This window comes from Enterobacter cloacae complex sp. IR5403 (assembly GCF_049238705.1).
Lineage (GTDB): Bacteria > Pseudomonadota > Gammaproteobacteria > Enterobacterales > Enterobacteriaceae > Enterobacter > Enterobacter hormaechei_C.
Window position 1 is genome coordinate 34,582 of record NZ_JBMKHP010000004.1, and the last position, 25,131, is coordinate 59,712.

Genomic DNA, 25,131 nt, shown 5'->3' on the forward strand with positions numbered 1-25,131 from the left:
AATCGGCAATACGGACGAAACAATGAAACAACACGAAACGGCAGATAATTCTCAAGGCCAGCTTTATATTGTACCTACTCCTATCGGGAATTTGTCTGATATTACCCAACGTGCGCTTACCGTATTGCAAGCTGTTGATTTAATTGCTGCTGAAGACACCCGTCATACCGGTTTACTGCTACAACACTTTGCCATTAACGCCCGTTTGTTTGCCCTGCACGATCACAATGAGCAACAAAAAGCCGAAACGCTGGTGGCGAAGCTTAAAGAAGGGCAGAACATCGCGCTGGTCTCCGATGCGGGAACGCCGCTGATCAACGATCCGGGCTACCATCTGGTTCGCACCTGCCGTGAAGCAGGCATCCGCGTTGTGCCGCTGCCGGGGCCGTGTGCGGCGATTGCGGCGTTAAGCGCTGCGGGTCTGCCGTCCGATCGTTTCTGCTACGAAGGCTTCCTGCCTGCTAAATCCAAAGGCCGTCGCGATGTGTTAAAGGAGCTGGAAGCTGAACCGCGTACGTTGATCTTCTACGAATCAACCCACCGTCTGCTGGAAAGCCTGGAAGATATGGTGACCGTCTGGGGCGAAGCCCGCTATGTGGTGCTGGCGCGCGAGCTGACCAAAACGTGGGAAACCATTCACGGTGCGCCGGTTGGCGAACTGCTGGCGTGGGTGAAAGAGGATGAAAACCGCCGCAAGGGCGAAATGGTGCTGATTGTTGAAGGCCACAAAGCGCAGGAAGACGCTCTGCCTGCCGATGCGCTGCGTACGCTGGTCCTGCTACAGGCTGAACTCCCCCTGAAAAAAGCGGCGGCGCTGGCGGCGGAGATCCACGGCGTGAAGAAAAATGCGCTGTATAAATATGCGCTGGAGCAGCAGGGGGAGTAAGACCCTGCCGCCTGTTTTGCCGGGTGGCGGCTTCGCCTTACCCGGCCTACACCGTGTCAAAGCCTCACTATTTCTCCGGCATCGCCTCAAACACCAGCGTTTCCAGCGGTTGCAGCGTAATCACCACAGCGTTTTTATACTCCTCTGGTACGGTCGAATTACTGCCGTACACGGCTTTCAGGGTAAACTGCGAACGCTCTCCTGCCGGGATCTCAAAATCTTTGGTTAAATCCAGGAAGTAACGTTGCGGCTTATCCGATGGGTTGCGTAAGCCAAAAATCGCTTTGTCTTTACTCCATGAGGCCCAGCCGTAAACCTCAAGCGAAGTTGGGTCACCGCCAATCCAGTGAGTATCCACCAGCACGCTGGCATTCTCACGCGACCATTTCGCCGCCTGCGCCAGGGTATCCCACTTCGCCTTATTCAGCATGGACGGCGTAATGTACAGCTCCTGAAGCTGAGTTCCGGTTGCAAAGTAGCTCCAGACCTGATCGGCAAAATCGCTGTCTGTTTGCACTTTCTCGAGTCCATAGTAAGCGTTCTCTGCGCTGACGATCCCGTGGTACATCAGTGAGTTCAGCGGGAACAGCGGACCTTTACGCACGATGGATCGCCAGGTTTCGGCATCGCGGTAGGTCATCCACTGCTGCACTGGCGTGCCGGGGCCGTACAGGTTGATATCATCGCCCTGACGCCAGATTGAATCAGCATAGAACAGCCAGGACGGGCTGGCGTCGGTGCCGGTGGTCAGGTTGATAAACAGGTTCGGATTTGCGCTGCGCATGTTGTGCAGCAGGGCAATGGACGCGTCAAAATCCGATGCAAATGGGCTGCCCTTGATATGCGAATTGGCGTTACCCATTCCGTCGAGCTTGAACGAGGTAATATGCTCGTTTTTGATCAGCTTAATGATCTGATCGTTAAAGTTTTTAAAGTAGTTCGGCCCCGACAGCGCCAGCTTGCCGTCTACGGTTTCGAAACCATACTCTTTTGCATGCGAGACGCGAATATCGCGCGGCTTGTTGTATCCGCCCCACGGAGAAAGCCACAGCCCAACCGAGCTATGCAGGCTGTCAGCTTTTTCCCTGACTTTGCCAAAACCGTTGCTGAATGCCGGGCCAAACAGCCAGCGTCCGGTGCGATCGTCCCAGCCATCGTCCAGCAGGAACGCGTCCAGCGCCACCCCGCGTCCGGCAATAAATTCTTTATTCCATTCGTCCATCCGCCCAATGACATCCTGCTCGGAGTAAGGGGTAAAGAAGCCGATGTCCATCCAGCTGTTGTAGTGCAGGTAAGGCTTATAAGGCCGCGGACGCACGGCATCGATAAACTGGTTTACGCTGCGGCGCAGCTGATTAGTTTCCGGGAAAGTGCCGAACCAGGTGGTAAAACTAACCGGTGTCTCAGGCAGAATTGGCGTTTTCAGCTCCACGTTGAGGTTCGTGGTGGCTTCATAAGCGTAAGTATTCACAATCGGTTTGTCTGGCAGGATGAAGAACGAGTCGGCCACGATTGGCGAGCTGTTAATCGCCCCGTCAACGTAAGGTGCCTGAGACTGCTTCTTCGTCGGGAAGAAGGTAATTTTCGCTACGTCCCGCGGCTGCCCGACGGCGGCGATGGTGTAGCCAATGCTGGCGTATTTTCCCTTCACCAGGTTCAGTTTCACCGTTACGATAAAATCCGGATGCGTAAAGTCGATGACTATCGCATTGTCCTGCTTTTCGACGTGCTTGATTTTGAAATCAGCGGTGTGGATTTTTGTTTCATCCGGTAGCGTCAGAAAGAACAACTCCTGAGGCGTGAGCGGATGGTTAGCTTTGCTGTCCGTTACCACTACCGTTGCGTTTGCATCATCAAACGAAAGGGCAATATTGTCGTTACTGAGCGCGTAGTTTGCTGCCGCCGCGCCATGAGAAACACAGAGAGCCAGCAGCGAGAGAGTGAGCATTTTTTTCATCGGGGTAAGATCCTTATCAGTAATGCTTCAGCATTCGGTTGATGGACTGTTCCAGCCAGTAGCGCTGGGTGCCGAAGTTAATACGCAGGTAGTTTTCGCCGTTTTGTACGTAGTGGCTGCCATCTTCAATGACCACGCCAGCCTGTTTTGCGAAATGTTGAGTTAGCGCCGTCGCACTGCGATCGTCCGCACTGACGTCTATCCAGGCGAGATACGACGACTCCGGGTTCATCATCTTCCATGCAGGGAAATGGGTCTGAATGGCATCCGCAAGGTAGCGGGCATTGCCGCGCAGATAACCATTCAGCGCGTCGAGCCATGGCAGACCTTGCTGATAAGCCAGAATAATTCCCCACACGCCGAAGATATTGGGCGAGGTAATGGAGTTCTTCTCCAGCTGCTGGCGGAAACGCTGGCGCAGCGAATCGTCTGGAATCATTGAGTAGGATGTTTTTAGCCCGCCAAGGTTGAAGGCTTTATTGGGGGAGGTCAGCACAATCAGGTTGTCCTGGGCGGCACAGCCCGAAGTCAGACAACTGACGAATGTACCGTCCAGAATGTGCTCGGCGTGAACCTCATCAACCACCAGAATCGTGCCGTAGCGCTTACAGAGATCGGACACCTGACGTATCTCATCCGCGCGCCAGATTCGGCCCGAGGGGTTATGCGGCGAGCAGAAGAACCACAGTTTTGGACGGTGAGTTTTGAGCTGAACTTCAATCAAATTAAAATCCAGCTGATAGCGGTTTTCCTCCACGCTCAGCGGATTTGCAAGCACCCGCACGCCCTGTCGCTGTGTCGCCATCGCAAACGGGTCATACACCGGGGTATTCATCATCACGCAGTCGCCGGGTTTGCAGAACGCCTGAACCGTATAGTGCAGCGTGGAAACGGTGCCGTAGGTCAGGGTGATCCATGACTTATGCACCTCAACCTGATGACGGGTGCGCTGGAAGGCGATGACCGCATCGTAGAATTCGTCGAAGCACCAGGTGTAACCGAAGGTGCCATGCTCCACGATGCGCTGGAAGCCTTCAATCACGGCGGGTGGCGAGGTGAAATCCATGTCTGCTATCCACAGCGGGATAAATCCCTCCGGGACATCACCGAAACGCGAGCACACAAAAGTATGATCCCATTTACGGCATTTATCGCTTTTACGCTCAATGATTCTGTCGAAATCAAACACAACGACCCCCTGTTAAATTAAGGCTTCAATGCCGGATTTGACGCTCTGCACCTGCGGGCCGATGATCACCTGAACGCTGTGGGCATCAAGCACCACTACTGACAAGGCGCCCGCGGCCTTCAGCGCCTGCTGGTCGATAAGCCCCATATCTTTCACCACCAGACGTAAGCGGGTGATGCAGTTGTCGAGCGACTCAATATTCTCTTTACCGCCAAGCGCGCTAAGAATAAGCCCATGATCGTATTTTGATTTTCCACGTGCCCGGGTATTGGCTTCCACCGCCTGGAGCGCACCCTGCGCGTCAACCTCACGGCCCGGCGTTTTTATATCGTGCCTGAGGATGTACCAGCGGAAGACGAAGAAGTAGATAGCAAACCAGGCAATACCCACCGGGAACAGCAGATACCATTTGGTCGACATTCCCTGCATGACGCCGAAGATCAGCAGATCCAGAATGCCGCCGTCGGTGTTGCCGATGGTGACGCCGAGCAGCGCCATCACCATCAGCGCCAGGCCAGACATAACGATATGAAACGCGTAAAGCACAGGGGCAATAAACAGGAACAGGAACTCAATCGGCTCTGAAATACCCGTGACAACTGAAACCAGCACGCCTGAAAGCAGCAGCCCTTTAATCACCGGACGGTTTTCCGGGCGCGCGGTGCGGTAGATAGCGTAAGCCACGGCAGGCAGGCCGAAGATAAAGGTCGGCATAAACCCTTGCGATAAAAATGCCGTAACGTGCGGGCTAAACGGCAGGCCAGCTTTCAGCTCGGCGTAGAAAATGTTCAGCGCACCGGCCACTTCCTGGCCGTTAACCATCTCAATGCCGCCCGCCGGGGTGAAGCGCACCATCGCCAGCAGGATGTGGTGCAGGCCAAAAGGTTTGAGCAGCAGTACGCCCACGCCATACAGGAACGGCCCAAAGACGCTGGTGCTCTGGATGATATGACCAATCCCGGCAATGCCCATTGCCACATATTCCCACAGCAGGGGGATGAACAAGCCGACCAGCGACAGGGTGAGGGCAGTAACAATCGGTACAAAACGAATGCCGCTAAAGAAGGCAAACGCGTCGTGCAGCACCGTGTCCTGAAAACGTTCGTGCAGGAAGTAGGTGATCACCCCTACGACAATGCCGCCGAGCACGCCCATCTCCAGCGTTTGAATGCCAAGCACGATGGATTGTCCCACCTGTCTCATGGTGGCGGCATCCGCAAGCTGGTGGGTGGCGGTCAGGTAGTAGTTGATGCTCATGTTCATCAGCATGTAGCCAACGAATCCGGCAAAAGCGCCCACCGCTTTATTACGTCTGGCAAGGCCCATCGGGATCGCCATGGCAAACATCAGCGGCAGATAGGTAAAAGCAAAGCCGCCGACCATGGCGATAAAACCAAAGGTGAGCTGCGTTAACTCGCCGCCCAGAAAGGGAAAACTTTTGATGGTGGAAGGGCTGGTGACAGAACTACCGATACCTAACAACAACCCCATAAAGGCCAACAGCGAGACCGGGAACATAAATGTCTTTCCCAGGCTCTGGAAAAACTCCCACGCTTTCGATTTAAACGACTTTTCCTGTGTCATGTAGGGACTCCTCGGATTTTTAGGATAATGGAAGGCGCTGTCCGGCTTAAGGACGCGCCTTCATATTTGCGAGGCTTATAGTTATTTTTTAGGTACTAACGTTATGCGCGATGGGTTCAGGCTTCAGCCGGAAGCAGCAGCCGGTTCGCCGAGCCGCAAACGGTGATTTTGCTTCTGACCACCTCTTTCATGGCATCCATGCCGACGCGCATGTAGAAGCGCGGATCGTTGCCCTGTGGGTTCTCGGCAAACCAGGCTTTGACTGCGTCAGAGAAGGCGATTTTCAGCTCTGTTGCGACGTTAACTTTGCAGACGCCCAGCTCAATGGTGCGGCGCACATCCTCATCCGGCACATCACTCGCACCGTGCAGCACCAGCGGCACTGTCACTACCTCGCGGATCTCGGCCAGCCGCTGGAAGTCGATTTTTGGCCGTTTGGTATAGAGACCGTGTGCGGTACCGATGGCAACGGCGAGGCTGTCTACGCCTGTCAGTTCGACAAAGCGTTTTGCTTCCTGCGGGTCGGTCAGGAACGCGCTTTCGGCGTCGACGCTCATGTCATCTTCCACCCCACCCAGTCGGCCCAGTTCGGCCTCGACGCTACAGTCGTTGAGGTGGCAGAAATCGACGACCGATTTCACCAGCTTGACGTTTTGTTCGAAGGGGTAATGGCTACCGTCGATCATTGCGCTACGTACACCGGCATGGACTTTGCGGCGAATGTCGTCCAGCGATTCGTGGTGATCGAGGTGTAGCGCCAGCGGCATGTCATAAGTAAGGGAATATGCGCTGCACAAGGCGTAGATCTCTTCCAGCGCAATATGTTTAAACGTCCCCGGCGTACCCGCGAGGATCACCGGCGATCGCATTTCGCTACAGACTTCGAGGATCGCCTGGATCGTCTCGGCGTTATGGATGTTAAAGGCCGGAACGGCATAGCCCTTCGCCTGTGCGTCCTGCAAAAGATATTTAGTAGAAATAATACTCATGAGCCTGTCCTCTTAAGCCTGCCACGGATGAATAACGACGCCCTGGACCACACGGTTAACCGTACCGCTGGCGGATGGCGTATCCGGCGTATTGCCAACGTGCAGAGACTGGGTCAGTGCGAAGACCTGGGCGTACATCAGGAAGCAGAACGCCTGCTCCATATCGTTAAATGAACGGGAAGGCGGCAGCAGGATATGCGGGCCAGCTTCAATGACCGGATCCGTTTCGGCTGCAATGGCTACCACGCGCATAGCCTGACGATCGCGTCGCAGCTCGGCGAGCAGATCCCGATCGTACTGACGCGTATACGGATGGCTGGAGACAAACACGACGACCAGCGTTTCGTTGTCTACCAGCGACTTAGGCCCGTGACGGAAACCCGTTGGCGAATCGTAGAATGCCGCCAGCTTGCCGGCGGTCAGCTCCAGCACCTTCAGCGCAGACTCCCGTGCGGCGCCCTGTAATCCACCGCTGCCCAGATAAACAATGCGTTTCCACGGTTCGTTACCAAAGACGCCGGGACTGAAATCGCCGAGCGACGTGAGGATCGCCTGACAGCGATCGGACACGTCGCGGAACGTTTTGCTGTTGATCGTTTCCGGTGCGAATACCGCAAGGCAGCTCGCCATCATGGTGGTGATGCTGCTTGTCATCGCGAACCCGCGATCGTGCGTTTCGGCTGGCATGAGCAGAGCGCAGGCGTTATCACTGTCGACGGCATTCTGGTACAGGCTGCCCGCTTCATTACAGGTGATCGACAGGTGGTAGCACTCCGGTACAAACTGATTCGCCAGCTCAACGGCAGCGACGCTCTCCGGGCTATTGCCAGAACGGGCGAAAGAGACCAGCAGCAGCGGGTGCGCAGGGCTGAAGTAATCCATCGGGTTGGTGACCAGATCGGTCGTAGGTATCGCGGTGATGTTTTTTCCTGTGTGGCTGGCAAGCCATGGCGCAATGATGTCGCCGATAAAAGCGGACGTGCCCGCGCCGGTCAGAACGATCCGCAGATCGGGCTTGCGCAACAGTGGCGTCAGAAAACTGTCGATCGACACGCGCAGATTATCAATATTGTTGAGCGAGCGAAGCCAGCTGGCTGGCTGCTGGCGGATCTCTTTTTCGGTCCAGGTGCCGGTGGTGGCGATAGTGGTTTGTGGCATAACTCAGTCCTTAGTCGTGTGAATTCCACATCAGACGCTGGCAAATGTGTCGCTATCTTTCGTTTCGTTTCACTTGTTCACTTTAGCAGTTAAAGAAAATCTATAGAAAAGAAATCGAAAGTTCAATGGCGAAAAAGAAATAAAACGAAAAGTGTGATCGCGAAAGGAAAGGCGAAAATCAAGGAAAGGAAAAGAAAGGCCTTACGATCGTCTTCCGTAAGGCCAACAGGGCACACTGTGAAAGGGCTACAGGGAACGAGCCTGACCCTGGATCCAGATCTGCCGGAGGTGTAAACCCGCATCCAGCGCAATAATATTGGCGCGTTTGCCTGGCGCTAACGTTCCCAGCAGGTGATCCATACCGAGCAGACGGGCGGGATGCAGCGAGGCCATATGGATAGCGTTTTCTGGGGCGACCCCCGCATGCTCCACCATATTTCGCACGGCGGCATCCAGCGCGAGCGTGCTGCCCGCCAGCCCGCCTGAGGCCGTGCGGACAACGCCGCCCTGCATCCCGACATTTTCACCACACAACGTATAGCGACCATCAGGCATACCCGCTGCCTGCATGGCATCGGTAATCAGCACCGTACGATCCTTCGCGCAGCAACAACACAGCCGCATGGCTCCAGGATGAACGTGATGCCCGTCGGCAATAAGCTCCAGCCACGCGCGTGGGTCCGTAAGCCCGGCGCCAACCATGCCCGGCTCCCGGTGGTGTAACCCCGTCATGCCGTTGTAGCAGTGCACCAGCCCGGCTGCGCCTGCATCAAATGCGGCCAGGGTTTGCGCGTATGTAGCGGCGCTGTGGCCCAGCATGACGCGTATCCCTTTTTGCTTGAGGTGATGGATCGCCTTCAGGGCGTCCACTTTTTCCGGAGCAAGCGCCACCACCCGCAGCGTGTTCTGCGAAACCGCAATCAGCTCATCAAGTTCCGCGAGATCCAGTTCGCGAAACAGTTCTGGCGGGTGCGCCCCTTTGTTCTGCGGCGTAAAGTACGGGCCTTCCAGATAGCTGCCCAGGATCTGCGCGCCGGGGCCACCGGCATGACAGCGCCGGGCAATGCGCCGTAACGCGCCATGGATCGTCTCCAGCGGAGCGGTGACGGTGGTAGGCAGAAACGCCCCCACGCCTTCACGCGCTTTGTGCATGGCTAACCGGTCCAGCACGTCGGGCGCATCATCCATCACATCCACACCCGCGCCGCCGTGGACGTGGATATCAATGTATGCCGGGCAAAGCAGGTCTGCCTCACGGGTGTTAACCCCTGCCGGAATCGGCTCGATGGCGGTGATGACGCCTCTATCCATACGCAGCTGATGGTCTTCCAGCCAGCCCTGCCCGGTAAGCAGACGACGCGCGCGCAGCAGCTGGCTCATATCCCTTCCTCGGCGGGCGCTTCCTCGCGACAGCGTGCAAGTTCATCCACCAGGCTGGTCAGGCCGCGATGGCCGCACTCCAGCGCCTGCAAACGAAAGGCTTCACTGCTTAACCCGTCGCGCTCCAGAACCATCTCCAGCAAAAGCTGGAGATTGGTGCCGGTGATCACTTCGCTGCCGGGGCGCTGCATCGCGAGGGTAGAGGCCACACGAAACGGCGTACCGCCGAGAAGATCGGTGAGAAACACGATATCGTGCTCTGCATCCAGTTCATTCACTGCCTGCTCAAGCTGCGCGGTCAGCCGCGCAGTGGTGGAGCTTTCCGGAAAATCGATGGCGATAAACTGCGGCTGTTCGCCGAGGATTTGCTTCATCGCCTGTTCCAGCCCGCTGGCAAAACCGCCGTGACCCGTCAAAATAATGCCTAACATCGCAACCTCTTTGCTTATTACAGGAAGTGACAGAATTTACCGACAACGCCCAGCACCACGGTGATACCAATCAGGCGCAGCGGGCTCCAGCCACGGCGTACCAGCCAGAACATGGTCAGGGTGTAGACCAGCGGCAGAAAGGCGGGCATCAGTTTGTCGATCACATCGGTTTGCAGTTTGACGACCGCATCCCCGGCTTTAATCTCGAGTGTGGTATTCAGGCGCACGTAGGTAGCGACCAGCGCGCCGATCACTGTCATCCCGACAATGGACGCAGCATGACCAACCTTTTTGGTGTTGGCCTTGATCAGCGGGATCGCGGCGACACCCATTCGGTACGCATAGTGCGCCAGACCAAAACGCAGGCCGAGATGCACCACGTTAAACAGCACGATAAAGACCACCGCGCCAAGAATGGAGCCCTGTAGCGCAAGGCTGGCGCCAATTCCCCCGCAGATGGGCAGCAGGGTCAGCCAGAACATGGCGTCACCAATGCCACCGAGCGGTGCGCCGACGGCAATTTTAGTGCTCTGGATGCTGTTCACATCCTGCTTGGAACGCTCCATTGCCAGAATAATGCCGATGACGAAGGTCACCAGGAACGGGTGGGTGTTAAAGAAACCCATATGGCCTTTCATGGCGCGCGCCAGGTCCCGCTTATTGGTGTGGATCTTTTTCAGCGCGGGCAGTAGCCCATACAGCCAGCCGGAGGCCTGCATACGCTCGTAGTTAAACGAGGCCTGTAGCAGCATGGAACGCCAGGCGACACGGTTAATATCCTTTTTCGTTAGCTCAGCGCCAATACTCTGGTCTTCGTAGACGTTTTCATTCACGCCGGTCAGCAGTGTCTCTTCACTTTCAGACACGCCCGGCAGGGTGGTGTGATTAGATGCCATCTTCAAATTCCTCTTTCTGGGCCGCAGGCGCCGTGGGTTCAGGCGATTTGCGCAGCAGGTCGATCAGCGCCATCGCCAGCGCAGCCGCGGCAATCGCCAGCACCGGGAGTTTCAGCCAGGCCGCGGCGACAAAGCCGATAATGAAGTAAGGGATGTAAACGTTTTTCATCATGATCTTCAGCAGCACGGCGAAGCCGATCGCTGGCATGATGCCGCCCGCGACGCCGAGACCGTCGATCAGACGTTCCGGCAGCACGTCAATGGCGGTTTTCGCATGTTCAGCCCCGAAGTAGATGGGCAGAAACGCACACAGGAAGTAGAAGACGCCGAGCGCCAGCAGTGCCAGATAGTTGACTCGTTCAATACCACGGGTGTCTGCGTTAGCCGCCATGCGATCGCAGCGGGACATCACGCCGGACATCACCGAGAAGAGGAACGTGATCCCCATCTGAACCGCCACGGCAAACGGCACGGCGACCCCAACGGCGACATCCGGCTTCACGCCTGTGGTAATGGCAAATGTGGTGCCAACGATGGTGCCGATAATCACGTTTGGCGGCTGCGCGCCCGCCAGCGGCGCGAGTCCCATCCAGACCAGTTCTAACGTACCGCCGGTCAGAATTCCGGTGTGCAGATCGCCCAGAATCAGGCCAACCAGTGGCCCGAGTACAACCGGGCGGTGCATGTGTGTTAAGCCGTTAAACATATCCAGGCCCGCTATAAAGGCGAGAAGCCCCAGCGCGAAAGCCTGCAACAGACTGATTTCCATTGTGAATCCCTCAGAGCAGTTTAAAGAGATCCAAAGCAGTCTCTGTTGGAACGCCCTGAACGAAGCATTCCACTCCGGCCGCCTTCAGGCCGTTAAACGCGGCGATATCGTTCGCGTCTACAGATACCGTTTTGGCAATTTGCTGTTTGCCACTGGCGTAATGCATATTTCCGACGTTTATACGGGTGATGGGCACGCCGCCCTCGACCAGCGTTAAAAAATCAGCCGGTGTTTTACAGACCAGCAGGATTTTCTGCCGGTCGGCGGCGCGATGAATGTTGTCGATCACTTTTTGCAGGGACCAGAAACGCACGGCGATGCCTTCCGCCAGCACCATCTCCATCAGATTTTGCTGAACCGGATCGTCTGCAACCTCGTCATTTGCCACCAGCACCAGGTTCGCCCCCGCAAACCCTACCCACTGTACGCCCACCTGACCGTGGATCAGGCGTTCATCAATGCGGCATAAGACAATGTTTGGCATAGCGTTTTCCTCTTTTTAATTATGCGTGTTGAGTCGTTACGCCTTCGCAGGCGGCATGGTACTGCTGGAGTATGTCCTGAATGTGGTCGAGGATGAGTTCCCGTGGTGTGGACCTGAGAGCGCCATCGCGAACTTTGCTGTACTGCAACGGCAGATACTGGCTGATCAGCGGCAGCGGGATCGGTTCATCCGCCAGGTTGCGTACCAGCCGCTCAAAGGCGTCGTCAATCTGGCTGTCTGGCCAGTAATAGCGCACGCGGTCGGAATAGCTGTAACCGCGCGCCAGGCGACGTGCATTGCCGTCGCCGTGATAGTGGCTTTGCCAGTATTCCGGGCGATCGAGCATCACGTTTTCCAGGACGTGACGCAGCCCTGAGCAGGCTTTTGCCGGCAGCAGCTCTTCTTCAATTGCTGCCAGTGAGAACAGCGCTTCGCGCAGCGCGAAGGTTAGCGCAGGGCCGACTTTCAGAATGGCGAAGTGATCTTTCACCAACTGGCGCAGCGCCTGCGGCGTCTGGTAATCGGTAGAGTGTGCTTCAAATACAAGTGTGTCGTAGGCTTCAACCATCTCGCTCAGCGCGACGGCTTTATGCGGTTGATAGTCACAAACGTGCGCATGGTCGAACTCAACGCCAGGCTGAACCACCAGGCCAATAATGCGCGGCCAGATGTCGCTTAACCCTTCCTTCTCGAATGCGTGGCGGTGTGCCTCAAGCGTGGCGCGTGCCGCCTCTGGCGTGGTGACCTCAAGCTCGGTCAGCGTCTCGTGTGCCCCACCGGGAACCGGAACTTCCGTGCCGATAACGTAGACCAGATCGGCTACGCCAAATTGCTCGAGACAGGTGGTTTCGGCAATTTTAGCCAGCCGAGCGGCACGCCCGGCAACAATTGCATCGGTTAACGGAACCGGGTCGTCTTCGCAGGACATGCTGCAATCGAGGTGAATTTTTTTAAACCCGGCCGCCACGTAGCTTCTGATCAGATCGTCGGCGTTCGCCATCGCCTGCGAACCCGGCAGATTTTGCCAGCGGTTTGGACCTAAATGATCGCCGCCAAGGATCAGCTGCGAGGTGGGGAAACCGAGAGATCCCGCCAGCTTGCAGACAAACCCATAAAAATCGGCGGGCGTCATACCGGTATAACCGCCAAACTGATCCACCTGGTTTGAGGTGGCTTCAATCAGCAGAGGCGTCTGTTGTGAATGGGCGTAGCGTAGTGCAGCTTCAAGTACCAGTGGATGTGCGGAACAGACGGCATAAATCCCGTTTGTATTCCCCCGTTTATGTTGTTCCACCATTTCTGTCAGATGTTTCACTTTCCTCTCCATTTCGGATGGTGTTGGCATTCATCTTTCGTTTTGTTTCATTTGATACTGCATTATGGTGGGGTAAAAATAAAACGAAAGATAATAGTTTTCCGATCTGTTTCACAAAAGAAACATAATGAAAGGTTTCAGCGGCAGTTAAGCTTGCGTCTGCCCACCATACAGGGCTTGCATTCCCTCAAAAGAAAGGCGTTAATAAGCAAAACGAAATGAAACGAAAGTGTATTTACTAAGGAGCTCGTATGAGCAGCACCGATTCATCCGCAGAGAAGCGCATCACCGGCACCAGTGAAAGGCGAGAGCAGATCATTCAGCGGTTGCGGGCGCAGGGAAGCGTGCAGGTTAACGATCTTTCTCTTTTATACGGCGTGTCGACGGTGACGATCCGTAACGATCTGGCCTTTCTGGAAAAGCAGGGGATTGCCGTTCGCGCTTACGGCGGCGCGCTGATTTGCGAAGGCAATGCCCCCGGCGTGGAGCCGTCCGTTGAGGACAAAAGTTCCCTTAATACGGCAGTGAAGCGCAGCATCGCGCAGGCGGCGGCTGAACTGGTGAAGCCGGGTCATCGCATTATTCTGGATTCCGGCACCACGACCTTTGAAATTGCCCGCATGCTGCGCCAGCACACCGATGTCATTGCCATGACCAACGGGATGAATGTGGCAAACGCGCTGCTGGAAGCGGAGGGCGTAGAGCTGCTGATGACCGGCGGGCATTTGCGCCGTCAGTCGCAGTCCTTCTACGGCGACCAGGCGGAGCAGTCCTTACAGAATTACCATTTTGACCTGCTGTTCCTGGGCGTCGATGCCATCGATCTCGACCGGGGGGTGAGTACGCATAACGAGGATGAAGCCCGTCTGAACCGCAAAATGTGCGAAGTGGCGGAGCGTATTATCGTGGTCACTGACTCCAGCAAGTTTAACCGTTCAAGCCTGCATAAAATCATTGATACCCAGCGGATCGACATGATTATCGTTGATGAAGGCATTCCGGCGGAAAGCCTGGAAGGATTACGCAAAAGCGGGATCGATGTGGTGCTGGTCTAAAGGGGCTTTTCCCCCTCACCCTAACCCTCTCCCCATAGGGAGAGGGTTCCCCAGTAATTTGAAAGCAAAAGCGATAACGTTGCCTCAGAATAACTGAGGGCTTTCAGCGATGCCTCGGTCCGGCTGTAAATCGCTGAGGCGTTTTCTGTAGGCCGGGGCGAGGCGCAGGGATGCGCCGAGAGGGCGGGCTTTACAGGGATGTTACCTCCGCCCGTCCCCGATAAGCCGGAAGGAATAAGCCGAAGGCACCGCGAAGCGGCGATTTACCGCCGGAAGCCCGGGTCGCCAGGGTGGTGGCGACTGAGCCACCCTGGTACGTTCACCGGTCATGTCGTGACAGAGTAGCAAGGAACATAAAGTGAACGGAATGACCACCAGAGCCGTATGTTCCCCCTCACCCCAGCCCTCTCCCTCAAGGGAGAGGGGGCCGTCTGTGCAGGCATTATTTTGTGGGGAACCCTCAGCTCCATAGGGGAGAGGGGACTGCTCGTTGCGGTTTTTTACCCTCTCCCTGGTGGGGAGAAGGCAGGATGAGGGGCCATCAGGTCACCGGCGCCGGGTTAAACACCGCCAGCGAGTTATGCAATCCCCATTGATCGGAGAAGGTTTTCTTCCGCCCGCTTGCCACATCCAGAATGAAGTGGAACAGCTTCCAGCCCACCTCTTCAATACTCTCTTCCCCGGTGGCGATGGTGCCCGCGTTGATATCCATTAAGTCATACCAGCGGTTTGCCAGCTCGGTGCGGGTCGCCATTTTGATCACCGGTACCGCCATCAGGCCGTACGGCGTGCCGCGCCCGGTGGTAAAGACCTGTACCGTAATGCCGGATGCCACCTGCTGGGTGCCGCACACGAAATCACTGGCAGGCGTTGCCGCGTAGATCAGGCCGCGTTTGGTTGGTCGCTGGCCAGGTGAGAGCACTTCCACAATCGCGCTCTGGCCGGATTTGGCAATTGACCCGAGGGCCTTTTCCACCACGTTCGCCAGGCCGCCTTTCTTGTTACCCGGAGACGGGTTGGCGCTGCGGTCCGTTTTGCCCATGTCGAGATAGTTATCGTACCAGGCCATCTCCTCCAGCAGGCGTTTGCCCACCTCTTCGTTGACGGCGCGCGGCGTGAGCAGGTGGATAGCATCACGCACTTCGGTGACTTCAGAGAACATCACCGTGGCGCCGCAGCGCACGAACAGATCGGAGGCATAACCGACCGCCGGGTTAGCGGTGACGCCGGAAAACGCATCGCTGCCGCCACACTGTGTCCCAACGACCAGTTCAGAGGCCGGGCAGGTTTCACGCTGGCGTTTGTTCAGCTTCTCGAGATGGCGCTCTGCCACCTGTAAAATGTCGTCGACCATCGATCTGAAGCCGACATGGTGTTCATCCTGAAGACGCACAATACTGGCATCGTCAACCGGAATGGCTTTCACATCCTCCGTACCCTGCAACAGGCGTTCTGGCTGCAATTTTTCACAGCCGAGGCCAATCACCATGACCTCACCGCCAAAGTTTGGGTTAAGGGCGATATTGTGAATCGTGCGGATCGGCACGACCGCTGCGGGTGCGTTGATCGCCACGCCGCAGCCGTACAGATGGTTAAGACCCACCACGCCGTCAACGTTGGGGTATTTCGGCAGCAGATCGCGCTCAATAATTTTCACCACGTAATCCACTACGCCCGCCACGCAATGCACGCTGGTGGTGATGCCTAGCAGGTTTTTGGTGCCCACGCTGCCATCCGCGTTGCGGTAACCCTCGAAGGTATAACCCTCCAGCGGAGGCATCGGCTCAGGGACGCGGGTAGCCAGCGGCAACGACTCCAGCGGAGGGGCGGTGGGCAGCTCAACCAGCGACTCCTCAATCCAGCTACCCTGCGGGATAGCGCGCACCGCATAGCCGATGACTTCGCCGTAGCGCACGATTTCGCCCTGCGCCGGAATATCGACCAGTGCGACTTTATGCCCCTGCGGAATGTGCTCAATCAGCTCCAGGCCATCCGGAAAGCGGGTGCCAGCTTTTAAGCCATTGTCGTTGACAATAATCGCCACGTTATCGGTATCGTGCACTTTTATATAGAACGCCGTCGGCGACGCCTGTCGAATTTCAATATCGGCCATTGTTCACTCTTCTCCAGCAAAATATCTGATACTAAATATAGCCAGATGGTTAATTGTTTCTTATTGAGGAAATAAAGAATGTCAGGAGAGGAAAGGTGAGAATGTGATCGCGATCGCTCCCGAACCACTAATCGTTGATTCTGTGCATCAGCGCCCACTGCATTGGGCATATGCTCAAAATAGCGTGCTGCTCCCGTTGGATAATTGAGCATTGAAACAATGTACTGCCGGGTGGTGGCGATTATACTGAATGACGATTTTATAACGCCAAAATTCAGTCAGGAAAATAAATATAACGCTGACGCTGAGTCGGAATAAATAAGAAAAGCTACTGGCTAAAACTGCGGAATTAAAAAAGGTATAAGTAATGAGTAACGATATCTTCCCGAATAAATTTAAAGCGGCCCTTGCGGCGCACCAGATTCAGATTGGCTGCTGGTCTGCGCTGGCCAACCCCATCAGCACCGAAGTGCTGGGCCTGGCCGGGTTCGACTGGCTGGTGCTGGACGGCGAACATGCGCCAAACGATATCAGCACGTTTATTCCGCAGCTGATGGCGCTGAAAGGCAGCCACAGCGCGCCGGTGGTGCGTGTGCCCACCAACGAGCCGGTGATCATCAAGCGACTGCTGGATATCGGCTTCTACAACTTCCTGATCCCGTTTGTTGAAACGGAAGAAGAAGCGGTGCTGGCCGTGGCGGCGACCCGCTATCCACCGGAAGGGATCCGCGGCGTCTCCGTCTCGCACCGCGCCAACATGTTTGGCACCGTGCCGGACTATTTCGCCCAGTCCAACAAGAACATCACCATTCTGGTTCAGATCGAGAGCCAGCAGGGGGTCGATAACGTCGACGCCATTGCCGCGACGGAGGGAGTAGACGGCATTTTCGTCGGCCCGAGCGATCTGGCGGCCGCCTTTGGTCATCTGGGTAACGCCAGCCATCCGGACGTGCAGCGCGCAATTCAGCACATTTTTGCCCGTGCCAAAGCGCACGGTAAACCGTGCGGCATTCTGGCGCCAGTGGAAGCCGATGCCCGCCGCTACCTGGAGTGGGGCGCAACGTTTGTTGCCGTCGGCAGCGACCTCGGCGTATTCCGCGCCGCCACGCAGAAATTAGCGGACGCTTTTAAAAAATAACCATCATTGAGGAAACAGATTATGACGCTGAAAGTGGGTTTTATTGGCCTGGGTATCATGGGCAAACCAATGAGCAAAAACCTCATCAAAGCAGGTTACTCACTGGTGGTTTTAGATCGTAATTCAGACGCGGTGGCAGAGGTGATTGCGGCTGGCGCAGAAACGGCGACAACCGCAAAAGCGATTGCTGAGCAGTGCGACGTGATTATCACCATGCTGCCAAACTCCCCGCACGTGAAAGAGGTGGCGCTGGGTGAGAACGGCATTATCGACGGCGCGAAGCCGGGTCTGGTGGTGATCGACATGAGTTCTATCGCACCGCTGGCAAGCCGCGAAATCAGCGAAGCGCTGAAAGCGAAGGGCGTGGAGATGCTGGATGCGCCGGTCAGCGGCGGCGAACCGAAAGCCATCGACGGCACCCTGTCGGTGATGGTCGGGGGCGATAAAGCCGTGTTCGACAAATACTACGACCTGATGAAAGCCATGGCTGGCTCCGTGGTGCACACCGGTGAAATTGGCGCAGGCAACGTCACCAAGCTGGCAAACCAGGTGATTGTGGCGTTGAACATCGCGGCCATGTCCGAAGCGCTGACGCTGGCCACCAAAGCGGGCGTCAATCCGGATCTGGTCTATCAGGCCATTCGCGGTGGTCTGGCGGGCAGCACCGTGCTGGATGCCAAGGCGCCGATGGTGATGGATCGTAACTTCAGGCCGGGCTTCCGCATCGATCTGCACATTAAGGATCTGGCGAATGCGCTGGATACCTCCCACGGCGTGGGCGCGCAGCTGCCGCTGACTGCCGCCGTCATGGAGATGATGCAGGCGCTGCGTGCGGACGGTCTGGGCACCGCCGATCACAGCGCGTTAGCGTGCTATTACGAAAAACTGGCGAAGGTTGAAATTGCTCGCTAATGACGTCCCGCCCGGTGGCGTTACGCTTACCGGGCCTACGGCTCAGGCATACAACTATGAAAATCGTAATCGCGCCAGACTCTTATAAAGAAAGCCTGTCTGCCACCGAGGTGGCGCAGGCGATAGAAAAAGGATTTCGGGAAATTTTCCCCGACGCTCATTACGTGTCTGTTCCCGTTGCTGACGGCGGAGAAGGTACGGTTGAAGCGATGATCGCTGCGACGCAGGGCACCTGGCAGCAGGCTGTCGTCACCGGCCCGTTAGGGGAAAAGGTGAAGGCCAGTTGGGGGATCTCGGGCGACGGTACCACCGCGTTTATCGAGATGGCCGCCGCCAGCGGCCTGGTGCTTGTTCCTCCCGCGCAGCGTAACCCGCTGGTCACGACGTCGCGCGGGACGGGGGAGCTGATCCTCAGCGCGCTGGATAAAGGCGCGCGCAACATCATTATCGGTATCGGCGGGAGCGCAACCAACGATGGGGGCGCGGGTATGATGCAGGCGCTGGGCGCGAGGTTTACGGATGCGAACGGGACGGAGATCGGCTACGGCGGCGGCAGCCTGATGGCGCTTAACCGGATTGATATTTCCGATCTCGATCCGCGTCTTCAGGGATGCGTAATCCGCGTCGCCTGTGACGTGACGAATCCGCTGGTGGGTGAAAGCGGCGCGTCGCGTATCTTTGGCCCGCAAAAAGGCGCCACGGAGGAGATGATCCTCGAACTCGACGCCAATCTTAGCCACTACGCCGGGGTGATCAAAAAATCGCTGCGCATTGACGTCAACCGGGTTCCGGGGGCTGGCGCCGCGGGCGGCATGGGCGCGGCGCTGATGGCCTTCCTGGGCGCTGAGCTGAAAAGCGGCATCGAGATTGTCACTCAGGCGCTCAATCTTGAAGAACATATTCACGACTGCACGTGGGTGCTGACGGGGGAAGGGAGCATCGACAGCCAGAGCATTAATGGCAAAGTGCCCGTCGGTGTGGCGAGCGTCGCCAAAAAATACCATAAGCCGGTGATCGGGATTGCCGGAAGTCTGACGCAGGATGTGGGTGTGGTGCATCAGCACGGCATCGACGCGGTGTTCAGCGTACTGACACGCATCGGTTCACTGGAAGAGGCGTTCCAGGGAGCGTATGACAACATTTACCGCGCCTCGCGGAATATCGCGGCCACATTGCAGGTAGGCATGCGTAGCCAGGGGTGACAGCGGCGCGCAAACCCTCTATACTGCGCGCCGAAGCTGACCAGACAGTCGCCGCTTCGTCGTCGTCCCTTTCGGGGGAGACGGGCGGAGGGGAGGAAAGTCCGGGCTCCACAGGGCAGGGTGCCAGGTAACGCCTGGGGGGGAAACCCACGACCAGTGCAACAGAGAGCAAACCGCCGATGGCCCGCGCAAGCGGGATCAGGTAAGGGTGAAAGGGTGCGGTAAGAGCGCACCGCGCGGCTGGTAACAGTCCGTGGCACGGTAAACTCCACCCGGAGCAAGGCCAAATAGGGGTTCACATGGTACGGCCCGTACTGAACCCGGGTAGGCTGCTTGAGCCAGTGAGCGATTGCTGGCCTAGATGAATGACTGTCCACGACAGAACCCGGCTTATCGGTCAGCTTCAACTTCTTACGAAACCCCGCTTCGGCGGGGTTTTTGCTTTCTGAAGGTTGCAGGCCGGGTAAGCGAAGCGCCAAACGACATCAATTCTCAATTTTGCGACGCTAAGCACATTTCACTGTCTGTCCGGATATCCGTTCCTTTCATCTGCTGCGCATGATCGTAATCACAAAATTTAACGCTATAAAATTAGAAAATTTTAGTGTTGAGCAGATGTTGTAAATGTTTGGTCAGTGATGCCGAATGTTATTCATTTGATAATTTAATATTGAATCTAAAAACATTCTTCTGGTGAATGTGTGATATATCCCACTCTTTAACCGGGAACTGAATAAATATTCCTGGTAAAGTTGATAAACCACAAAAATGTTTTAAAAGAATAATGGTGGTTTATTAACCTTTAATTGCCTGAAAGATAGTCTTTATTAATATTTTTAAGGCAAAAAAATTCACGCAGGTTATTGCCATAAAATAAATTTATTACTGCGGATTTTGTTGATCAATATCAGCGTAATTGCGTATTTTAAGTTGCTTAACTGTTTGATTAATAAGGTGATAAATCGGTTTTGAATGCAGTGATAAAAAGGGCGTCATGGCAAATTGTGAGTAACAGCACATACCCCCTGAAACAATATTGGGTAGAATCCGCTGCGTCATAGGGAAATAAGCGCAGAATATTATGAATACTATTATTCTACCGAAAACACAGCACCTCGTGGTATTTCAGGAAGTCATCAAAAGTGGCTCCATAGGTTCTGCTGCAAGACAACTGGGGCTGACGCAACCTGCCGTCAGCAAAATCATCAGCGACATCGAATCCTACTTTGGGGTGGAAGTGATGGTGCGTAAGAACACCGGCGTAAAACTCACTGCCGCCGGTCAGGTGCTGCTGTCCTACGCTGAGTCGATCACCCGCGAAATGAAAAACATGGTGAGCGAGATCAACAGCCTCAGCTTCAGTACCGTCATGGACGTCTCCTTCGGCTATCCGTCGCTGATTGGCTTCACCTTCCTGTCCGGGATGATCAAAAAATTCAAGGAAGTGTTCCCGAAAGCGCGCGTCTCAATGTATGAAGCGCAGCTCTCTTCATTCCTGCCCGCCATTCGCGATGGCCGGCTGGATTTCGCCATCGGCACGCTGAGCGACGGGATGCAGCTTCAGGATCTTCACGTTGAGCCACTGTTTGAATCCGAGTTTGTGCTGGTGGCGAGTAAATCACGAACGTGCACCGGCCCGACCAGACTGGCATCGCTCACGCACGAGCAGTGGGTGATGCCGCAAACCGATATGGGCTACTACAACGAACTCCTGACCACCCTGCAAGACAACCACATCAGCATTGAAAACATCGTCCAGACCGATTCCGTCGTCACCATCTATAACCTTGTCCTCAATGCCGATTACCTGACGGTGATCCCCCGTGACATGATTGCGCCATTCGGCTCGGACCAGTTTATTGTCCTGCCTGTGGAAGATGAATTACCCGTGGCGCGTTATGCCGCCGTGTGGTCAAAAAATTACAGTATTAAAAAATCGGCGTCAATATTAGTTGAACTGGCAAAACAATATTCGTCGATGAATACCGAAAAACGACGATAGAGATAATGATGATTTAAAACACCCGGAGCGACGCTTTTTAACGCTCTGATACCCTGACTTTGCCTGAAAACAATGAATTATTATAACGAGGATATTATGCACATTACTTACGATCTCCCGGTGACCATTGAAGATATTCAGGACGCCAGAAAACGACTGGCGGGAAAGATCTATAAAACCGGAATGCCGCGCTCGAATTATCTGAGCGAACGGTGTAAGGGTGAGATATTCCTGAAATTTGAAAATATGCAGCGTACCGGTTCGTTTAAAATACGTGGGGCGTTCAATAAATTAAGCTCGCTGACCGATGCGGAAAAACGCAAGGGCGTGGTGGCCTGTTCCGCAGGGAACCACGCGCAGGGGGTCTCTCTCTCCTGCGCCATGCTCGGCATCGACGGCAAAGTGGTCATGCCGATGGGCGCGCCGAAATCCAAGGTTGCCGCCACGCGCGACTACTCCGCCGAAGTGGTGCTGCACGGCGAAAACTTTAACGACACCATCGCCAAAGTGAGCGAAATCGTCGAGATGGAAGGGCGCATTTTTATCCCGCCTTACGACGATCCGAAAGTCATTGCCGGGCAGGGCACCATCGGCCTGGAAATCCTCGAAGATTTATATGACGTGGATAACGTGATTGTCCCCATCGGCGGCGGCGGTTTAATTGCCGGTATTGCGACAGCAATTAAATCCATCAACCCGACCATTAATATTATCGGCGTGCAGTCTGAAAACGTGCACGGAATGGCGGCATCGTATCAGGCGGGAGAAATAACCAACCATCGCGTCACCGGCACATTAGCCGACGGCTGCGACGTGTCTCGCCCGGGTAAATTAACCTTCGAAATTGTTCGTGAATTAGTCGATGACATTGTGCTGGTCAGTGAAGACGAGATTCGCAACAGCATGATCGCGCTTATTCAGCGAAATAAAGTGGTCACGGAAGGTGCCGGTGCGCTGGCGTGCGCGGCGTTATTAAGCGGCAAGCTGGACCACTATATTCAGGGCCGAAAAACCGTCTGCATTATTTCCGGTGGCAATATTGATCTCTCCCGTGTTTCCCAAATTACCGGCTTCGTTGACGCATAAAGGATGACTTATGAGCAACACAGAAAGCATTATCGTTGGCCAGACAAAAACGTCCACCTGGCGTAAATCGGATACCACCTGGACGCTCGGCCTGTTTGGTACCGCCATTGGCGCAGGCGTGCTGTTCTTCCCTATCCGTGCAGGCTTTGGCGGCTTGATCCCCATCCTGCTGATGCTGGTACTCGCGTTCCCGATTGCCTTTTACTGCCACCGCGCGCTGGCGCGTCTGTGTTTGTCCGGCAGTAACGTCTCCGGCAACATCACCGAAACGGTGGAAGAGCATTTTGGTAAGACCGGCGGGGTGGTGATCACCTTCCTCTACTTCTTTGCCATTTGCCCGCTGCTGTGGATTTACGGCGTCACCATTACCAACACCTTTATGACCTTCTGGGAAAACCAACTCCAGATGCCCGCCCTGAATCGCGGCGTGGTGGCGCTGTTCCTGCTGCTGCTGATGGCCTTTGTTATCTGGTTCGGTAAAGACTTGATGGTGAAGGTGATGAGCTACCTGGTGTTCCCGTTCATCGCCAGCCTGGTGCTGATTTCGCTCTCGCTGATCCCGTACTGGAACTCGGCGGTGATCGACCAGGTTAACCTGAGCGATATCGCCTTCACCGGTCATGACGGCATTCTGGTCACGGTGTGGCTGGGCATCTCCATCATGGTCTTCTCCTTCAACTTCTCGCCTATCGTCTCCTCGTTTGTGGTCTCCAAGCGCGAAGAGTACGAGCCGGAGTTCGGAAAAGAGTTTACCGAGCAGAAATGTTCCAAAATCATCGGTCGCGCCAGCCTGCTGATGGTGGCGGTGGTGATGTTCTTCGCCTTTAGCTGCCTGTTTACGCTCTCTCCGCAGAACATGGCGGACGCCAAAGCGCAGAACATTCCGGTGCTCTCTTACCTGGCGAACCACTTCGCGTCGATGTCAGGCAGTAAATCCACGTTCGCCACGGTGCTGGAATACGGCGCCTCCATCATCGCGCTGGTCGCTATCTTTAAATCCTTCTTCGGCCACTATCTGGGCACGCTGGAGGGGCTGAACGGTCTGATCCTCAAGTTCGGTTACAAGGGCGACAAGAAGAAAGTCTCCGTGGGCAAGCTGAACACCATCAGCATGGTCTTCATCATGGGCTCCACCTGGATTGTGGCCTACGCCAACCCGAACATCCTGGACCTTATTGAAGCCATGGGTGCGCCAATTATCGCCTCTCTGCTGTGCCTGCTGCCGATGTACGCCATCCGCAAGGCGCCTGCGCTGGCGAAATACAAAGGCCGGACCGAGAACATCTTCGTAACCGTGGTCGGCCTGCTGACCATTCTGAACATCGTATACAAACTGTTTTAAACCAAAGCTCAGGAAGAGCGGAGCCATACCATGATTGAGTTTCCGGTAGTACTGGTCATTAACTGCGGATCGTCCTCTGTTAAGTTCTCGGTGCTGGACGCCGCAGGCTGCGATGCCCTGATGACGGGCATTGCGGACGGCATCAACACAGAAAAAGCCTTTATTTCCGTCAATGGGGGTGAGCCGGTCAGACTGGCTCACCAGGACTACGAAGGGGCGCTGGCCGCCATCGCCCTGGAGCTGGAGAAACGCAACCTGATGGGCAGCGTGGCCTTGATTGGCCATCGCATTGCCCACGGCGGCGACCTCTTCAGCGAGTCGACCCTGATCACGGAAGAGGTGATGGCGCAGATCCGCGAGGTCTCCCCGCTGGCGCCGCTGCATAACTACGCCAACCTGAGCGGCGTGGAAGCCGCCGGGCGCCTGTTCCCCGGCGTGCAGCAGGTGGCGGTATTTGATACCAGCTTCCACCAGACCATGGCGCCGCAGGCGTATCTGTACGGCTTGCCGTACCGCTATTTTGATGAGCTGGGCGTGCGCCGCTACGGTTTCCACGGCACCTCTCACCGCTACGTGTCGGCGCAGGCGCACGCGCTTCTTGGGCTCTCTCCCGATGACAGCGGCCTGGTGATTGCCCATCTCGGCAACGGGGCATCCATCTGCGCGGTGCGTAACGGCGTAAGCGTGGACACGTCCATGGGGATGACGCCGCTTGAAGGACTGGTGATGGGCACGCGCTGCGGCGACGTAGATTTTGGCGCGATGGCGTGGATTGCCCGGCAGACCGGTCAGTCATTCGAGGATCTGGAGCGTGTGGTAAACAAAGAGTCGGGGCTGCTGGGGATCTCCGGCATCTCCTCCGATTTGCGCGCGCTCGAGAAAGCCTGGCATGACGGCAACGAGCGGGCGCGGCTGGCAATAAAGACCTTTGTCCACCGGATTGCACGACATATCGCCGGTCATGCCGCGTCCCTGCACCGTCTGGATGGCGTGGTGTTTACCGGGGGGATCGGTGAGAACTCCGTGCTTATCCGCGCGCTGGTGGTGGAGCATCTTAAGGTGTTTGGCATCATCCTCGACGAGTCCAAAAATGCCCTGCCGGGCAGCGCGGGCGAGCGCGTGATCTCCACCGAGTCGTCCCGCGCGGCCTGCGCGGTGATCCCTACCAATGAAGAAAAAATGATCGCGCTGGATGCCCTCCGTCTTGGGAAGGTTACTCCGGCTGCGGCTTACGCCTGATAAA

21 protein-coding genes and 1 other RNA gene are annotated in these 25,131 nt (G+C 55.9%); 10 read left to right on the plus strand and 12 right to left on the minus strand.

Features of this window, described 5'->3' with window-relative positions; genetic code table 11:
- The first annotated feature begins 22 nt into the window (after positions 1–22).
- A complete protein-coding gene (gene rsmI, locus ACOTW6_RS07330) occupies positions 23–886 on the plus strand; it encodes a 16S rRNA (cytidine(1402)-2'-O)-methyltransferase (RefSeq protein ID WP_121478544.1) in 864 nt (287 codons plus the stop codon).
- A 67-nt stretch (positions 887–953) separates the two neighbouring features.
- Here rsmI and ACOTW6_RS07335 read toward each other — a convergent pair whose 3' ends face one another.
- The 11 genes from ACOTW6_RS07335 to kbaZ all read right to left on the minus strand — a co-directional run bounded on the left by ACOTW6_RS07335 (position 954) and on the right by kbaZ (position 13,050).
- The gene (locus ACOTW6_RS07335; protein ID WP_121478545.1) at positions 954–2,843 is read right to left on the minus strand and encodes an enterotoxin; all 1,890 of its coding nucleotides are present in this window, start codon (positions 2,841–2,843) and stop codon (positions 954–956) included.
- 16 nt (positions 2,844–2,859) lie between these two features.
- Positions 2,860–4,032: a MalY/PatB family protein gene (locus tag ACOTW6_RS07340; RefSeq protein WP_062933409.1), complete on the minus strand. Its 1,173-nt coding sequence runs from the start codon at positions 4,030–4,032 to the stop codon at positions 2,860–2,862.
- Positions 4,033–4,044: 12 nt separating this feature from the next.
- Positions 4,045–5,616: a maltose/glucose-specific PTS transporter subunit IIBC gene (gene malX, locus ACOTW6_RS07345; protein WP_062933408.1), complete on the minus strand. Its 1,572-nt coding sequence runs from the start codon at positions 5,614–5,616 to the stop codon at positions 4,045–4,047.
- A 116-nt stretch (positions 5,617–5,732) separates the two neighbouring features.
- Positions 5,733–6,605 (minus strand): tagatose-bisphosphate aldolase subunit KbaY, encoded by an 873-nt coding sequence (gene kbaY / locus ACOTW6_RS07350; protein WP_003861740.1) that lies wholly within the window; start codon positions 6,603–6,605, stop codon positions 5,733–5,735.
- Positions 6,606–6,617: 12 nt separating this feature from the next.
- The gene (locus tag ACOTW6_RS07355) at positions 6,618–7,763 is read right to left on the minus strand and encodes an SIS domain-containing protein (protein ID WP_062933406.1); all 1,146 of its coding nucleotides are present in this window, start codon (positions 7,761–7,763) and stop codon (positions 6,618–6,620) included.
- Between the two features lie 246 nt (positions 7,764–8,009).
- Positions 8,010–9,143 carry an N-acetylglucosamine-6-phosphate deacetylase gene (nagA, locus tag ACOTW6_RS07360; RefSeq protein ID WP_121478547.1) on the minus strand — a complete coding sequence of 378 codons (1,134 nt, stop codon included), beginning with the start codon at positions 9,141–9,143 and terminating at the stop codon, positions 8,010–8,012.
- Entirely contained in the window at positions 9,140–9,574 is a 435-nt protein-coding gene (agaF, locus tag ACOTW6_RS07365) for a PTS galactosamine/N-acetylgalactosamine transporter subunit IIA (protein WP_017382441.1), read from the minus strand. The genes nagA and agaF overlap by 4 nt, the downstream gene beginning before the upstream one ends.
- 17 nt (positions 9,575–9,591) lie before the next feature.
- Complete coding sequence (agaE, locus tag ACOTW6_RS07370; protein ID WP_017693933.1) at positions 9,592–10,470, minus strand: PTS N-acetylgalactosamine transporter subunit IID; 879 nt, start codon at positions 10,468–10,470, stop codon at positions 9,592–9,594.
- Complete coding sequence (gene agaW / locus ACOTW6_RS07375; protein ID WP_003861730.1) at positions 10,460–11,239, minus strand: PTS N-acetylgalactosamine transporter subunit IIC; 780 nt, start codon at positions 11,237–11,239, stop codon at positions 10,460–10,462. The genes agaE and agaW overlap by 11 nt, the downstream gene beginning before the upstream one ends.
- A 10-nt stretch (positions 11,240–11,249) precedes the next feature.
- Entirely contained in the window at positions 11,250–11,723 is a 474-nt protein-coding gene (gene agaV / locus ACOTW6_RS07380) for a PTS N-acetylgalactosamine transporter subunit IIB (RefSeq protein ID WP_003861728.1), read from the minus strand.
- 19 nt (positions 11,724–11,742) lie between these two features.
- Positions 11,743–13,050, minus strand: coding sequence for a tagatose-bisphosphate aldolase subunit KbaZ (kbaZ, locus tag ACOTW6_RS07385; RefSeq protein ID WP_062933404.1), 1,308 nt, complete (start codon positions 13,048–13,050; stop codon positions 11,743–11,745).
- Positions 13,051–13,289: 239 nt separating this feature from the next.
- Between kbaZ and ACOTW6_RS07390 the strand changes: the two genes are divergently transcribed.
- On the plus strand, positions 13,290–14,093 hold the full coding sequence (locus ACOTW6_RS07390; RefSeq protein WP_015571958.1) for a DeoR family transcriptional regulator: 804 nt from the start codon (positions 13,290–13,292) through the stop codon (positions 14,091–14,093).
- A gap of 541 nt (positions 14,094–14,634) precedes the next feature.
- Here the strand turns inward: ACOTW6_RS07390 and garD are convergent.
- The gene (garD, locus tag ACOTW6_RS07395) at positions 14,635–16,206 is read right to left on the minus strand and encodes a galactarate dehydratase (RefSeq protein WP_047051217.1); all 1,572 of its coding nucleotides are present in this window, start codon (positions 16,204–16,206) and stop codon (positions 14,635–14,637) included.
- Between the two features lie 367 nt (positions 16,207–16,573).
- On the opposite strand from garD, the gene garL reads away from it, so the two are divergent.
- From garL to tdcD, 8 genes are all read left to right on the plus strand, one after another.
- Positions 16,574–17,344, plus strand: a complete 771-nt coding sequence (garL, locus tag ACOTW6_RS07400) for a 2-dehydro-3-deoxyglucarate aldolase (protein ID WP_032669109.1) — start codon at positions 16,574–16,576, stop codon at positions 17,342–17,344.
- 21 nt (positions 17,345–17,365) lie between these two features.
- Positions 17,366–18,256 carry a 2-hydroxy-3-oxopropionate reductase gene (garR, locus tag ACOTW6_RS07405; RefSeq protein ID WP_017382435.1) on the plus strand — a complete coding sequence of 297 codons (891 nt, stop codon included), beginning with the start codon at positions 17,366–17,368 and terminating at the stop codon, positions 18,254–18,256.
- 56 nt (positions 18,257–18,312) lie between these two features.
- Positions 18,313–19,458 carry a glycerate 2-kinase gene (gene garK, locus ACOTW6_RS07410; protein WP_421766238.1) on the plus strand — a complete coding sequence of 382 codons (1,146 nt, stop codon included), beginning with the start codon at positions 18,313–18,315 and terminating at the stop codon, positions 19,456–19,458.
- A 32-nt stretch (positions 19,459–19,490) separates the two neighbouring features.
- Positions 19,491–19,867: RNase P RNA component class A (rnpB, locus tag ACOTW6_RS07415), an RNA gene on the plus strand.
- A gap of 672 nt (positions 19,868–20,539) precedes the next feature.
- Positions 20,540–21,460, plus strand: coding sequence for a transcriptional regulator TdcA (gene tdcA / locus ACOTW6_RS07420; protein WP_062933402.1), 921 nt, complete (start codon positions 20,540–20,542; stop codon positions 21,458–21,460).
- Positions 21,461–21,556: 96 nt separating this feature from the next.
- Positions 21,557–22,546, plus strand: coding sequence for a bifunctional threonine ammonia-lyase/L-serine ammonia-lyase TdcB (tdcB, locus tag ACOTW6_RS07425; protein WP_062933444.1), 990 nt, complete (start codon positions 21,557–21,559; stop codon positions 22,544–22,546).
- Between the two features lie 10 nt (positions 22,547–22,556).
- On the plus strand, positions 22,557–23,888 hold the full coding sequence (tdcC, locus tag ACOTW6_RS07430; protein ID WP_006812083.1) for a threonine/serine transporter TdcC: 1,332 nt from the start codon (positions 22,557–22,559) through the stop codon (positions 23,886–23,888).
- A gap of 30 nt (positions 23,889–23,918) precedes the next feature.
- The gene (gene tdcD, locus ACOTW6_RS07435) at positions 23,919–25,127 is read left to right on the plus strand and encodes a propionate kinase (RefSeq protein ID WP_062933401.1); all 1,209 of its coding nucleotides are present in this window, start codon (positions 23,919–23,921) and stop codon (positions 25,125–25,127) included.
- Positions 25,128–25,131: the final 4 nt, after the last annotated feature.

Bases quoted from the DNA above. Each gene is read 5' to 3' on its own strand.
- rsmI (WP_121478544.1), top strand. From the start codon at position 23: ATGAAACAACACGAAACGGCAGATAATTCTCAAGGCCAGCTTTATATT.
- ACOTW6_RS07335 (WP_121478545.1), bottom strand. From the start codon at position 2,843: ATGAAAAAAATGCTCACTCTCTCGCTGCTGGCTCTCTGTGTTTCTCAT.
- malX (WP_062933408.1), bottom strand. From the start codon at position 5,616: ATGACACAGGAAAAGTCGTTTAAATCGAAAGCGTGGGAGTTTTTCCAG.
- kbaY (WP_003861740.1), bottom strand. From the start codon at position 6,605: ATGAGTATTATTTCTACTAAATATCTTTTGCAGGACGCACAGGCGAAG.
- ACOTW6_RS07355 (WP_062933406.1), bottom strand. From the start codon at position 7,763: ATGCCACAAACCACTATCGCCACCACCGGCACCTGGACCGAAAAAGAG.
- nagA (WP_121478547.1), bottom strand. From the start codon at position 9,143: ATGAGCCAGCTGCTGCGCGCGCGTCGTCTGCTTACCGGGCAGGGCTGG.
- agaF (WP_017382441.1), bottom strand. From the start codon at position 9,574: ATGTTAGGCATTATTTTGACGGGTCACGGCGGTTTTGCCAGCGGGCTG.
- agaE (WP_017693933.1), bottom strand. From the start codon at position 10,470: ATGGCATCTAATCACACCACCCTGCCGGGCGTGTCTGAAAGTGAAGAG.
- agaW (WP_003861730.1), bottom strand. From the start codon at position 11,239: ATGGAAATCAGTCTGTTGCAGGCTTTCGCGCTGGGGCTTCTCGCCTTT.
- agaV (WP_003861728.1), bottom strand. From the start codon at position 11,723: ATGCCAAACATTGTCTTATGCCGCATTGATGAACGCCTGATCCACGGT.
- kbaZ (WP_062933404.1), bottom strand. From the start codon at position 13,050: ATGGAGAGGAAAGTGAAACATCTGACAGAAATGGTGGAACAACATAAA.
- ACOTW6_RS07390 (WP_015571958.1), top strand. From the start codon at position 13,290: ATGAGCAGCACCGATTCATCCGCAGAGAAGCGCATCACCGGCACCAGT.
- garD (WP_047051217.1), bottom strand. From the start codon at position 16,206: ATGGCCGATATTGAAATTCGACAGGCGTCGCCGACGGCGTTCTATATA.
- garL (WP_032669109.1), top strand. From the start codon at position 16,574: ATGAGTAACGATATCTTCCCGAATAAATTTAAAGCGGCCCTTGCGGCG.
- garR (WP_017382435.1), top strand. From the start codon at position 17,366: ATGACGCTGAAAGTGGGTTTTATTGGCCTGGGTATCATGGGCAAACCA.
- garK (WP_421766238.1), top strand. From the start codon at position 18,313: ATGAAAATCGTAATCGCGCCAGACTCTTATAAAGAAAGCCTGTCTGCC.
- tdcA (WP_062933402.1), top strand. From the start codon at position 20,540: ATGAATACTATTATTCTACCGAAAACACAGCACCTCGTGGTATTTCAG.
- tdcB (WP_062933444.1), top strand. From the start codon at position 21,557: ATGCACATTACTTACGATCTCCCGGTGACCATTGAAGATATTCAGGAC.
- tdcC (WP_006812083.1), top strand. From the start codon at position 22,557: ATGAGCAACACAGAAAGCATTATCGTTGGCCAGACAAAAACGTCCACC.
- tdcD (WP_062933401.1), top strand. From the start codon at position 23,919: ATGATTGAGTTTCCGGTAGTACTGGTCATTAACTGCGGATCGTCCTCT.